We start from the raw sequence: 12,647 nt of genomic DNA, 5'->3' as shown, positions 1-12,647 counted from the left end.
TATAACAAATTGGGGGAGCGCTCGCACTATAGCAATCTGTGTCGAAATAGTGATAATTTTTGTTGCATACTCCCTAAAAACCAGAACTTTATACCTCACTCCATTGATAAATACTGTAAAATTATAGTAGTTAAGTTACTCTACCCCCACAACTAGTTATGATAAAAGCAATTACTGCTAGTGGAAAAATTGATCCATCAGGTCAATTATCCTTAGACTACCCAATTGAAGGGACTCCCCCTAAGCCAGTACGAGTAATTATTCTGTTTGACGAAACAGATGGGGAGGTCAATAAGTTTTGGAAGTCAGTAACTATCAACAGCAACCACTCCTGTCAGCTAAACAGTTGCAAGAGGGATTAAAGCAGGCGTTAACAGAATCGGGGTATGATTCAAGGGAGAAAATTATTGAGCTTGTCCAGGAGATTAAGCAGGAAATTGCTCAAGGTAAGCATATGCTGATAGCTGATAGCTGATAGCTTATGGACCAATTTGGCAGAATTTCAACGTTTGTTATGTTCAGGTTGATGATTCGGAATTAGCTAAACTCGAAGCTTTGGGGATAATACCTCGTGAAGATGTTGGGGTTTATCTGACAGCGAAACTTGCTCAATCCCAATGTTTTATATCTGCTAATCATAAGTTGATTAAGAGGATATCTGAAAAGTTTTTTGATATTGAATTTTGCCCCCCTAGCCCCCCAATTATGGGGGGAACAAGAATCAATTTGCTGGTAAAAGTCCCCCAAAATTGGGGGACCAACGGGGGCTTGGATGTAGCAAATGATACTTCTCAGACAACCTCTAAGGTTTTAGTCCAAAAAACAGCATAGTTTGAGTGCTTAACTCCAGCATAATTTGTGAGTAAGTATCTGAATTGATAGGGTTTCTCGTATTGATGAGATACATTCAATTTTCTTGCCCCGATTCCCGACTCCCGATTCCCGATTCCCGATTCCCTGTTCCCGATTCCCGATTCCCGGTTCCCAGATCCGCTGTTCCCAGATCCGCTGTTCCCTACTCCCTACTCCCTACTCCCTACTCCCTTTTCCCTACCTCCACCATCGACTAACATCTTCAACCGCTGCCACGGTTTCTCTTAGGGCTTCAATACCCCCAAACTTGATGATTAAAGGAGCTAATTGAGGAAGATTCTTAAGAAAATCGGCACGTTTTAGACTAGCTAAACAATCAAGAATTTGTTGCCAAAGAGGAAAATCAACTGACGAAGGAGTTAAGGTCTTGATCAAGTTCTGTAATACTTTGGCTCGCCGGTATTCAGACCCAATCCCTCTGGCGCAATCTAAGGCTTTGGGTAACAACACATCGGGTAAGTGGGGGGCTAAGGCGACTAAGGCTCTGGCTCGGGAGTCTTCATCGGAAATCCCTATGGCGCAATCTAAGGCTTCCGGTAACACATCCGGTAAGTGGGGGGCTAAGGCGACTAAGGCTCTGGCTCGGGAGTCTTCATCGGAAATCCCTATGGCGCAATCTAAGGCTTGGTGTAACAACACATCCGGTAAGTGGGGGGCTAAGGCGACTAAGGCAATAGCTCGGGAGGATTCATCGGAAATCCCTATGGCGCAATCTAAGGCTTGGGGTAACACATCCGGTAAGTGGGGGGCTAAGGCGACTAAGGCTGAAACTCGGGAGTATTCATTCGAAATCCCTCTGGCGCAATCTAAGGCTTGGGGTAACACATCGGGTAAGTGGGGGGCTAAGGCGATTAAGGCATAGGCTCGGTGGTATTGATCGGAAATCCCTCTGGCGCAATCTAAGGCTTGGGGTAACACATCGGGGAAGTGGGGGGCTAAGGCGACTAAGGTCTTGACTCGGGAGGATTCATGGGAAATCCCTCTGGCGCAATCTAAGGCTTTGGGTAACAACACATCCGGTAAGTGGGGGGCTAAGGCTTCTAAGGCTGAAACTCGGTAGTATTCATTCGAAATCCCTCTGGCGCAATCTAAGGCTTCCGGTAACACATCGGGGAAGTGGCGGGCTAAGGCGACTAAGGCTCTGGCTCGCTCTGATTCATCGGAAATCCCTCTGGCGCAATCTAAGGCTTCCGGTAACACATCCGGTAAGTGGGGGGCTAAGGCGACTAAGGCTCTGGCTCGGGAGTCTTCATTCGAAATCCCTCTGGTGCAATCTAAGGCTTTGGGTAACAACACATCCGGTAAGTGGGGGGCTAAGGCGACTAAGGCATTAGCTCGGTCTTTTTCATTCGAAATCCCTCTGGCGCAATCTAAAGCTTCCGGTAACACATCCGGTAAGTGGGGGGCTAAGGCGACTAAGGCCTTGACTCGGGAGTATTCATACTTAATCCCTCTGGCGCAATCTAAGGCTTGGGGTAACACATCGGGTAAGTGGGGGGCTAAGGCGATTAAGGCTAATTCTCGGTGGTATTCATCGGAAATCCCTCTGGCGCAATCTAAGGCTTGGTGTAACAACACATTGGGTAAGTGGGGGGCTAAGGTTTCTAAGGCATGGGCTCGGGAGTATTGATCCCAAATCCCTCTGGCGCAATCTAAGGCTTCCGGTAACACATCCGGTAAGTGGGGGGCTAAGGCGACTAAGGCCTTGACTCGGGAGTATTCATACTTAATCCCTCTGGCGCAATCTAAGGCTTTGGGTAACAACACATCCGGTAAGTGGGGGGCTAAGGCGACTAAGGCATCGGCTCGGGAGTCTTCATCGGAAATCCCTCTGGCGCCATCTAAGGCTTGGGGTAACACATCCGGTAAGTGGGGGGCTAAGGCGATTAAGGCATTAGCTCGGTCTTTTTCATTCGAAATCCCTCTGGCGCCATCTAAGGCTTGGGGTAACACATCGGGGAAGTGGCGGGCTAAGGCTCGTAAGGCATTAGCTCGGTTTTCTTCATCGGAAATCCCTCTGGCGCCATCTAAGGCTTGGGGTAACAACACATCGGGTAAGTGGGGGGCTAAGGCTCGTAAGGCATTAGCTCGGTTTTCTTCATCGGAAATCCCTCTGGCGCAATCTAAGGCTTCCGGTAACACATCCGGTAAGTGGGGGGCTAAGGCGACTAAGGCTTGGGCTCGGGAGTATTCATTGGAAATCCCTCTGGCGCAATCTAAGGCTTCCGGTAACACATCGGGGAAGTGGGGGACTAAGGTTTCTAAGGCATAGGCTCGGTATTTTTCATCGGAAATCCCTCTGGCGTAATCTAAGGCTTTGGGTAACAACACATCCGGTAAGTGGGGGGCTAAGGCGACTAAGGCAACAGCTCGGAAGCATTCATCGGAAATCCCTCTGGCGCAATAATCTAAGGCTTTGGGTAACAACACATCCGGTAAGTGGGGGGCTAAGGCGACTAAGGCAACAGCTCGGAAGCATTCATCGGAAATCCCTATGGCGTAATCTAAGGCTTGGGATAACAACACATCGGGTAAGTGGGGGGCTAAGGCTTCTAAGGCATAGTTTCGGGAGAATTCATTCGAAATCCCTATGGCGCAATCTAAGGCTTGGGATAACAACACATCGGGTAAGTGGGGGGCTAAGGCTTTTAAGGTATAGGCTTGGCGGAAGTGTTCATCCTCAATCCCTCTAGCAACTTCTAAAGCTTCTGGTAATAAAGAAGGGGGAAGATACTCACTAATTGCCTCCAAACCTTTTGCTTGACCTTCAGAATCTTTGCTCTGTCGCACATAAACTAGTGCTTGAGCTGGCGTCCACATTTCGTTTTCAACTAATGCTGCCATTAACTTTGGAGGAATATTTCCAGCCAAGCTGTTGAGAGATGTGGTAATCAGAGCATACCGACACTGTAAACTAATCGATTCGGTAGGATTTTCTGTAAAATTATCTGCTGCTATTGCCCAAGCTTTCGATACATCCTTGATGAAATTAGCAGTTTTTGCATGTCTCTCACACTGCCAATACCAACCGTTATCCCCTGCTGGAGTTTCTTCTTTCAGGAGTTGATGAATGTCATTAATTTTTTTGGCTTTCTCTAGGTGCCAGATTAAGTGACTATAGATATAACCATCATCGGGTAAGGTATGCCATAATCCCTTATCGGTCTTAGTTTGATAACGTTCTAATAATTGTTGATGAGCTGAGGGTATTGATAATCCTAGCTCTGGTTGAACCAGACGACGGGCTAAATCATGTAACAGGTCATGGAGGCGATAGTTAGTTTCTGGTGTAGTAGATAACCCTGGTAGTAATAAGGCTTTTTGTCGTAAGTACCTTAACGTATCTTTGGCTTCAACTAAATTACAATCCCATAAGGTAGTCGCCATGGTTTCAGTAATGGTAACATCCTCGGGCAGTATCCCTAACCAAGCAAAGTTTTTCAACCTCTCGTCGTCGGATAATCCCTTTAAACTGAGATTAAAGGAAGCCACTAGACTGTAGTTTTTGCGCTTAGCGTCACTTGGCTCTTCCTCTGCTTTCAATCGATCCAAAGCTTCTACACCAACAATTAAATCTTCTAACTCACCCAGTAACTCTTGCCAAGATAATCCATCCCTAACTTGGGCAGCAGCTAATTCTAATGCTAGGGGTAAGTAGCCGACAGTTTTGGCTAAGGTTTGAGCATATTCCAGTTCTTGATTAGTTAACTCGTTGTTTACAGCAATTTTCGCCCCCCTAGCCCCCCAATTCTGGGGGGAACTTGAGTTAAAGTCCCCCAGAATTGGGGGATTTAGGGGGCTTGCAGCTAAAGGAATTGAGGTCGATTCATCTGAAAAAATCTGTAAACAACCGGTTAATAACTCCAAGGATTGCTTTGGATTCATCACGTCCAAATCATAGGGAATCGCATCTTTAATTAGAGCTTCTCTGGTAGTGACTAAAACCCGACAGCCACCCCCTCCCACTCGAAAGGGTTCAACATGGTCAGGATGCCAAACATCATCCACTACTAGTAACGCTTTTTTATCGGATAATAATGTTCTTAATTGTAACGAAGCGGCCTCAGTGTTAATCGGTTTGAAATCATAATCTCCTAATTGCTGTATCCACGTACTTAGAAACGATAATATATCAGGCTGCTGACCTAAGGTTGCCCAAAAAATCCCATCGGGAAAATGGGATTGAACCTCTGAATCATGGGCTAACGCCGCAGTAATGGTAGATTTTCCAATTCCTCCTAAGCCATAGATTGCACTAACTACTAAGGTGCCAGCTTTTGCTGTTTCTTGGGATAAAAGGATTTGTTTTAGTTGTTGGCTGACTTCCGGGCGTTCCACATAATAAGGAGGTAGTGGCGGAGCTTGATTGAATCGAGTTTGGTTATTCAGATTCTCAATATTGTAATTCTCACTAGTAGCTTGGTGGGATTCCAAAGCTTTGGTAATCTCTTGACGAATTTCCTCTAAGTTAGGCAAAGCTTCAGCATCAACCGTAGTCACCAAACGCTCCATACTTTGGGCAACTTCAGGATTTTGCTTGGCTGCTGCTTCTACTTCCAATACCACCTCGGCATAATCAAGTGGTTGCTTTGGAGCTTGCTCGATAGCCATTACCGTATCTGGAGACTGGTTTCTCAGGGATTCCACAAACTGGTTAGTCTGGTCCCAAACAACTTGCCCGACATTTTCCCCAGTTTTTTCTAAGGCTTTAGTGGCGAGCACAGTAGAAATAGCGACAACAGCAGCAGCTAATGGTTCCATAGTTGAAGGAGATTACTCACAGTCTTTGTTTATTATAGCAATTCTACGACTTGTGAGGTACAAATTTCTGGTTTTTAGGGAGCAGGGAGCAGGGAGCAGGGAGCAGGGAAGAGGTAAGAAGTAAGAGGGAAGAGGGAAGAGGGAAGAGGGAAGAGGGAAGAGGTGAAAAATAATGTGTACCTCATGAGTCCTAGAAACGCTATATAGTATTTTTAAATTGGGTGAGGTGTTTTTTTTAGGGAGTAGGGAGCAGGGAGCAGGGAGCAGGGAGCAGGGAAATGCTATACTAAACTTGTATTATCTTATTCAAAGTAGTTTAAATAATGCTAATTTTACCAGAATAATAATTAACTAAATTAGTTCTAAATAACGAGCACTTGATTATCGAATATTTAGCAATAAGCGAGGCAAAATTGAAAAATTTGGAGCAATCTAATCAAGAATTATTTTATGCTGAATTTAATGAAATTATCGAAAGAATGAATTTTGTTGAGGATTTGGGTCGAATTGGATCAGAACACAAGGGTCAGCCTTTAATGGCAGCTCTGGGAGATGAATTTGAACTAAATGGTCAAATCGAGACTGCTCAAACCCTCAATAATCAATCATTACTTGCTATGGGGTGGAATCGTTTAGGAAAATTACTCCAACAACAGGGTAAATTAGATCAAGCACAGCAGGCTTTTGAACAAGAAATTGCGATCGCTGAAGCCCTCAATAATCAATCATTACTTGCTATGGGATTGAACCATTTAGTAGAAGTGCTCCAACAACAGGGTAAATTAGATCAAGCAGAGCAGACTTTTGAACGAGCACTTGAAATCGATACTGTTAATAAATTCAGTAGTCTTTACACAGGACTGTCTAGATTATCAACAGTTTTGGAAAAACATATCTTTGACTTCTCCAAGGACTATCTAGAACGTATTAAACGTAGATTAATGGCAATTTTGCAAGCTTCTGCCTTGGCATCTGAACAAAATGAGCTTCCAGACGCAGCCAAAAACTATCTTATGGATATCAGAAATACGGCAAGGGGAATTTTGTGGCAGATTGACAATTATCAACTATCTCATCAAAAGTATCCAGTTACAAACCTCTTAGATTGGCTAAAAACTTCACCAACTTGGGCTGGAGATGATTTTCAAGAGTGTTTGGACTATGTCAACCGAGTTAGGGAATAAATAGAGGATGCCGGAGTAGGCATCAACGATTTATGGATCGCTTGCACAGCCATACAACATAATTTAATTATTGTTTCAGAAGATAGAGATTATCGGAAAATAGGCGTTGCTGAATCTAGGAATGAATGTGCAATCATCTGGTTTTGATCAAGCCCCCTAAATCCCCCAAATTTGGGGGACTTTGAAAGTCTTGTTCCCCCCAAAATTGGGGGGCTAGGGGGGCAAAATCATACCCATAATAAGCAACGCCGAAAAATGAATGAAGTCAGGAATCTAAAATTAGAGTGCTGGAAGTAATAAGCGTGTTGTATCTGGGTTGTGAACATACTCCCAAAGGCCAAGAGGCAACAGGCAACAGGCAACAGGCAACAGGCAACAGGAGAAAGAGATTCTCAGTTTTATTGTCTAATCAAAAAAGATATCCTAGGTTTACATCTAACCCTACACAAAAAAAAAAGGGCATTGGTGATTTTAGTTAAGGTGTTGCTCATTAACACAGATAACTCAAAAAAATAAAATAAATTACACATAATTGATTCCATAAATGCCTAAAAAAACTATTTGTAAATAAATGTAAAAAGTTTTATTTACCCCTTGCATTTTTTCGAGGAGTTATGTATAGTATAAAAGGTGACGACTGAAACTAATAACCGCGCTGGTCACAACCTTTATCAAATCAGCGCGGTTTTCCTCCCACTCAAATAGGAGTTACTTCTATCATGCCAAAAATATCACGATCATCAATCCTGGCTGGGTGCATCTTGTTCAAGGGGTTTGACCCGGTGGTGCGTTACGGGACGGACTATCCCAACCCTGGCTACTGATAAAATCAGAGGCTTTCCGTCCCTAACGCACCCTACGCCTGCTCCCTGCTCCCTGCTCCCTACTCCCTAAAATTAATAATCTCCCCCAGACCCATAGCGCCATGCTTCCAGCCAACGGTGGTAATAATATTTTGGTTTCGGTGGCAAGGTATTCAACATGCTACTAAGTAATTTACCTGCTGGATACAAACTACTGTAAAGGGCTAAATTACTATAATGAACCATCCAATCCAATAGCATCGTTAATCCTACTTGAGGAATCACTGGCACGACTAATCCTGGTTTAGTTAATGATGTCACAAATAGGGTTTTAGATAATCCTGAAAACTTCACTACATCTTGGAGGAAGGGCTTAAGCACATCATCTCCCAGGTTTGCCATGGCTTGGAATACACCAGTCAGTAATTGATTTATTTGATTTGGTGCTAGTTGTTGCTTGATGCCAACACTCATCGTCCGTTGAAACATCCAGGTTACGCCAATATTAGGCTGATAGGGTTGTAGTTGGGCTAAGGCATTGCGGTCTAGCAAATCATAATCTAAGGCTTCATTAATTCCGTTACTAAGACGCTTTAAATGTCTGACCATGGAACCAAATCCACCAAAACTAACTGGTGATTGCCCACCACTGCTATCTCCTATGGGTAAAATCCGATTCCAAGGCATTCTTAGGGGACTTTTTTGATAGGAAGGAAAAAAGCCAAATAGTACTCGTTTAAAATCAAGTTGGGATAAGTCTACTCCCTGGTATTCTGGTAAGAGACGGAAGTATTCGTCACATAAAAATTCTAAACTAGGACGTTCGGGATTAGCATCTAAGTAGGTAAATAAATAGGTGGTTCTACCATCCCGGGCTGGAAATGCTTCCCAGAAATATTGACATTGATTTTGGATAGGAGTGAAGGATACTATCAAATCCCCCATGTCATTTTTAGGATAGCCTTGAGCACAGCTACCAACAACTAAACAAACCCCTTCTGGTTTCTGACCTTGCCTGACTTGCTTAACAATTGGGGAAAAATGTCCCATGGCATCTATCAGTAAGCGAACTTTAACTTGGGTAACCTCCAACTGGTTAACTTTCAAGCCGATTGAGACGCCATCGGGATGAATGGTTGCTTTTGTAAAGGATGTCTTTTCAAAAAGCTTACCGCCAGCAGCTAAAAATTTGGTTTTGAGGGTATCGAGCAGAAAGACTGGGTCAACACCAATGTTGAGTACGTCGTTTACCAAGAAATCAGGACCCTGGAAAAAACTGATCCGAGCTGGGTTATACTCGGATGCGATCGCATTCTCTAATTCCGCCGTTGAGAGTAACTCAAGTTCCAGGAATACCTCCAGTTCTTGGCGAGAGATATTCCACTCTTGGTCTCTACCGCGCAAAACCCCCCGTTCAACTACCGCAACTCGCCAGCCTCGCTGTTGTAGAGCAGCACCAATCAGAATTCCCAAGGTACCGCCACAGATTACTACATCCAAGTCTAGGGTGCCTAATCCCGCTTCGGTTTCTGTAATCACCTCTGGGATTGGAGTTGTGCCATCTCGTAAGGCTTTCCAGACTTTGTCAGCACTGCGCAGGCGTCCGAGAACATCACCAGGTAACTGGGATAGGATTTGTTCGGTTTGACTCATGGATGTTGCTTGATACTTAGATGCTAAGACTTTCTTTGTTTTATTGTAAATTTCTCCATCACAAGGCTCAGAGGCTGATGCGATTGACCGTAGGTCACGCTACGCGATCGCACGTAAGCGATCAGCTATCAGCTATCAGCTATCAGCTCCAGGCTGACCACTGACCACTGACGGCTGACCGCTAAATACTTGCAATCGCACTTGCCTAAATTAGCCTACCTTTAATGCTATTTATTACTAATAAATTTTAGAGGTTATCACCTTCAAATTGGGCAAATATTATGACCCTATTCAGCCTTGATTATCAGGACTATTGCATAGGTATATCAATAATCTTGATATTAAGGCTGCCTTATTGATTCTTTGGTTTCCCCTGAGTGGGGATTGCCCATCTTATTAATTGTTAATTATTGTTATAACTTTCACACCCTGGGGTTTGACCGAGTCACCCCTCTTAGCTTACGATAATATCTGGCTCAACGCCATACTGAGAGGAGAAACACTTTGAAAAAAATACTAATTGCGATTCTGCTAGTTTTCGCTTTAATAACTTTCAGCTTCCCTGATTCCGCTTTAGCTGCTGGTGATGCGACTAACGGGGGAAAGTTATTTGCAGCTAACTGCAATGCTTGTCATATGGGCGGCAAAAATGTAGTCAAGCAAGAGAAAACGCTGAAGAAGGAGGCCCTGGAAAAATATGGCATGTATTCTGCTGCAGCTATCATCGAACAAGTAACAAACGGCAAACCACCTATGCCTGCCTTTCGTGGTCGTTTAAAAGCCCAGCAAATTGAAGATGTAGCTGCTTATGTTTTACAACAGGCTGATAAGTGGTAGGCTGAATTCAGTGACCAATTATTAATCAATCATCCCGTAGGGTGCGTTAGGTGCGGCGTAATCAACTAGCAAGAGTTTAGAGTTTACGTCAGGAGCGCCGTAACGCACCAGCCATGGCTGTTTAACAATTAATTAAGGTAAGCATATGCGCTATGCGCACGCGTGCGCGTTCAGCAGTCAGCCGTAACTTTGGGATAGACAGAAGGATAACGATTTCAGCCCTAACCTTCATCGTGCCAAGGCATCGCTACTAAACGAAAACCCACATGATTGGTTCCTGTATCAGGAGCTTGGGACTCTCGTGCTTCAGGACGATAACGGCTACAATAATTTCGGGCGCAGAGGAAAGATCCGCCTTTAATCACATGGAGTGCCCCTTCATCAGGCTTTTCGGGATCGAAACTACTCCCTTGATCCGGTCCCAATGGATTGAGGCTGCGATCTTTCCCCCTATGACCCACACGATACCAATCTGCGGTTAATTCCCAAACGTTGCCCAGCATATCGTACAGACCGTAACCATTGGCAGAGAAGGATTCGACCGGGGCAGGACCGAGATAGCCATCGGCTTTGGTGTTGAAGAAGGGGAAGAAGCCTTGCCAGGTATTGGCTTTGTGAGGGGCATATTGTTCACCAGGGATCGAGGTATCAGTGTCAAGACCACCCCGTGCTGCATATTCCCATTGGGCTTCGGTGGGGAGCGTTTTACCCACCCAATCGGCATAGGCAACCGCATCTTCATAGGCAATGTGAACAACAGGTTGACATCTCCCCCGGCTAAAGCACGGAGGATTCTACAAGGTTGTTACGTCGCAGGATAAATCCGTGCGACTATCGGCTTTCGCCGACGCTACGCGAACACTTCTTGTCCTATACGATCTAGAGAGAGAGTCAAACAGATCGATTAGAGTCGATGCCTGGCATTACCCAGGGCACCTCTCCTTCAAATCTGGACGTGAAGGTTTCCCCTCATCCAGCTCCTAGATATCCTAGTCTCTCGACTTGCCCCCATGGATGAGTTGATGACAACTTTGATGTACGGCCATTAGGTTCTTTGGCTTCCAATTGTCGTGGTTTCCATCGATATGATGAAGGTGTACAGATTCGTCGCCTTTTAGTTTTAGGCCGCAGTATCCACAGGAATGGTTTTGCTTTTTCAAGGCTTTTGATGTAGCGTTATCGTACAATTTACTATTTCTTTGGCTCCAGTAGGCTAAGTCTCCGTCGTAGGGGGACTTAGTTCCTTTTACCATTGTGTGGCCGTTTTCTTTCCATGATACTTTAGGAAAAGCTTTATCCAATAATCTTTTAGATTCGTGCCGATTTATAGATTTCTGCTTTCTGAATTTTCTTTCAGCAGTTTTCATCGGAAAGTAGAGATTATAGGGAGAGTCTTCCATACAGCACCATTTGTGGTAGTTTCTCCAGCCTCGTACGATGGGCGCTATTTTTTTGGCTTTGATTTCTGCACCATAATTCGAGCTGTTGACTATGGTTTTTACTTTCTTGAGGAATTTCTTGAGGTTCTCCTTAGCGGGGTAACTCTTGAATCTCCCGTCGTACTGGACTCGAAAATACCAGCCCAGGAAATCAAATCCATCTGTCGCTTTGGTTAGCTTAGTCTTTTCTTCACTGATTTCCATTCCTCGTTCTGCTAGAAAGGTCCTGATTTTATTCAGAATCTTTCCTGCGTTATCTTTTGGCTTTAGAAAAATTACCATATCATCGGCGTACCGTATACTTGGGTGAATATTCTCTATTCCATCAAGTGCGATATTGGCGAGTAGCGGGCTGACCACACCTCCTTGGGGAGTTCCTTGCTCAGGGAATTCGGGATTTACTCCTGCCTTTAAGCATTTGAAAATCCCGTGTTTTAAGCCTGATGGTGCAATTAACTTATCCATAATAGATTTATGGGAGATACGGTCGAAGCACTTTTTGATGTCTAGTTCAATTACTCTTTTGGTGATGCCATTTTTATGGGATTGCAGATGATTTGCTACTTGTCTGTGTGCATCATGGGCACTTCTGCCTGTTCTGAACCCGTAACTTCGGGCATGAAACGTGGCTTCATGTGCTGGTTCAAGAGCGAATTTTGCTAGACATTGCCATGCTCTGTCAGCGATTGTCGGTACTTTCAGCATTCTTGTACCCCCGTTTTTCTTAGGTATTGGGATTTCCCGTAGTCCTAGGTGCGTCCAATTTTCCGCACTGGATACTAGCTTTTTAAGTAACTCGAATCTCTCACTGTATTTCAGGGCTGTTTTTCCGTCGATACCGGCGGTTTTTTTACCCTGGTTGAGCTGTGTCACTTGACGGATGGCCAAAAGTTGTGCTGAACGAGATTTTAGAATCAGTTTCTGTAGAGACCTTGCTTTCCGTAAGTCACCAGCTTGAACTGCTTTGTAAACTGTTAGAGTCGATGTCCCCTATTAAGGGGAGCACCTCTCCTTCAGAACTGGGCGTGAGGCTTTCACCTCACCCAGCTCCTAGATATCCTAGTCTTTCGACCTGCTCCTGTGTTTGTTCATTGTCT

General features: G+C 44.5%; 10 protein-coding genes and 2 pseudogenes. 7 read left to right on the top strand and 5 right to left on the bottom strand.

Features of this window, described 5'->3' with window-relative positions:
* The first annotated feature begins 158 nt into the window (after positions 1–158).
* Positions 159–362, top strand: coding sequence for a hypothetical protein (locus tag F6J99_RS32025; protein WP_293119045.1), 204 nt, complete (start codon positions 159–161; stop codon positions 360–362).
* Positions 363–896: 534 nt separating this feature from the next.
* Positions 897–1,070: a hypothetical protein gene (locus F6J99_RS32020; protein ID WP_293119043.1), complete on the top strand. Its 174-nt coding sequence runs from the start codon at positions 897–899 to the stop codon at positions 1,068–1,070.
* On the opposite strand, the gene F6J99_RS32015 is transcribed toward F6J99_RS32020, so the two are convergent.
* Positions 1,051–5,634 (bottom strand): NB-ARC domain-containing protein, encoded by a 4,584-nt coding sequence (locus tag F6J99_RS32015; RefSeq protein ID WP_293119041.1) that lies wholly within the window; start codon positions 5,632–5,634, stop codon positions 1,051–1,053. The two genes, F6J99_RS32020 and F6J99_RS32015, sit on opposite strands and share 20 nt — an antisense overlap.
* Before the next feature lie 413 nt (positions 5,635–6,047).
* Between F6J99_RS32015 and F6J99_RS32010 the strand changes: the two genes are divergently transcribed.
* The 3 genes from F6J99_RS32010 to F6J99_RS32000 all read left to right on the top strand — a co-directional run bounded on the left by F6J99_RS32010 (position 6,048) and on the right by F6J99_RS32000 (position 7,334).
* On the top strand, positions 6,048–6,818 hold the full coding sequence (locus F6J99_RS32010) for a tetratricopeptide repeat protein (RefSeq protein ID WP_293119039.1): 771 nt from the start codon (positions 6,048–6,050) through the stop codon (positions 6,816–6,818).
* Positions 6,819–6,965 carry a DUF5615 family PIN-like protein gene (locus tag F6J99_RS32005; protein WP_293119047.1) on the top strand — a complete coding sequence of 49 codons (147 nt, stop codon included), beginning with the start codon at positions 6,819–6,821 and terminating at the stop codon, positions 6,963–6,965. It abuts the gene before it with no gap.
* A gap of 171 nt (positions 6,966–7,136) precedes the next feature.
* Positions 7,137–7,334: a hypothetical protein gene (locus tag F6J99_RS32000; protein ID WP_293119037.1), complete on the top strand. Its 198-nt coding sequence runs from the start codon at positions 7,137–7,139 to the stop codon at positions 7,332–7,334.
* 380 nt (positions 7,335–7,714) lie between these two features.
* Here F6J99_RS32000 and F6J99_RS31995 read toward each other — a convergent pair whose 3' ends face one another.
* Entirely contained in the window at positions 7,715–9,274 is a 1,560-nt protein-coding gene (locus tag F6J99_RS31995) for an FAD-dependent oxidoreductase (RefSeq protein WP_293119035.1), read from the bottom strand.
* A 20-nt stretch (positions 9,275–9,294) separates the two neighbouring features.
* Between F6J99_RS31995 and F6J99_RS31990 the strand changes: the two genes are divergently transcribed.
* Together F6J99_RS31990 and petJ are read left to right on the top strand one after the other, a co-directional pair.
* A complete protein-coding gene (locus F6J99_RS31990) occupies positions 9,295–9,438 on the top strand; it encodes a hypothetical protein (protein WP_293119033.1) in 144 nt (47 codons plus the stop codon).
* A 340-nt stretch (positions 9,439–9,778) separates the two neighbouring features.
* A complete protein-coding gene (gene petJ, locus F6J99_RS31985) occupies positions 9,779–10,111 on the top strand; it encodes a cytochrome c6 PetJ (protein ID WP_293119031.1) in 333 nt (110 codons plus the stop codon).
* 221 nt (positions 10,112–10,332) lie between these two features.
* On the opposite strand, the pseudogene F6J99_RS31980 reads toward petJ, so the two are convergent.
* The 3 genes and pseudogenes from F6J99_RS31980 to F6J99_RS45775 form a co-directional block, all read right to left on the bottom strand.
* Positions 10,333–10,869 (bottom strand): annotated as a pseudogene (locus F6J99_RS31980) (SUMF1/EgtB/PvdO family nonheme iron enzyme); the annotation flags it as partial.
* 231 nt (positions 10,870–11,100) lie between these two features.
* On the bottom strand, positions 11,101–11,697 hold the full coding sequence (locus F6J99_RS45780) for a group II intron maturase-specific domain-containing protein (RefSeq protein ID WP_365974658.1): 597 nt from the start codon (positions 11,695–11,697) through the stop codon (positions 11,101–11,103).
* Between the two features lie 3 nt (positions 11,698–11,700).
* Positions 11,701–12,510: pseudogene (locus F6J99_RS45775) on the bottom strand (reverse transcriptase domain-containing protein); the annotation flags it as partial.
* Positions 12,511–12,647 lie beyond the last annotated feature (137 nt).

Origin of the sequence: Moorena sp. SIO4G3, from assembly GCF_010692305.1 — a bacterium.
GTDB lineage: Bacteria > Cyanobacteriota > Cyanobacteriia > Cyanobacteriales > Coleofasciculaceae > Moorena > Moorena producens_A.
Note: the sequence above shows the minus strand (reverse complement) of the source record. Positions and strands in the feature narration are given on the sequence as shown.